The sequence below is a fragment of the Sphingobacterium sp. HJSM2_6 genome (assembly GCF_049316305.1).
Lineage (GTDB): Bacteria > Bacteroidota > Bacteroidia > Sphingobacteriales > Sphingobacteriaceae > Sphingobacterium.
On record NZ_JBMOXB010000071.1, the window covers coordinates 1 to 202 of the forward strand.

General features: G+C 41.1%; 1 protein-coding gene. It reads right to left on the reverse strand.

The annotated features are described in order from the left end of the window. A partial coding sequence (locus ACFRAE_RS17845) for a hypothetical protein (protein ID WP_422798525.1) occupies positions 1-202 on the reverse strand: 202 nt, incomplete at both ends.

Genomic DNA, 202 nt, shown 5'->3' on the forward strand with positions numbered 1-202 from the left:
CCACATTATCCACCATAATACCATCTAACGTTTTTATATTGGCTTCCTTGCCTCTAGGCACAGTCACCACAATAGCATAATCATTATTATCCATATTAGGATCCGAATACGTTCCTACGGTATACCCAGACAATTCAACACGTAGTGTTTGATCAATAGCCGCCGAAGGAATACCTAAAGCCATCGCCTTATCCTGCTGTAT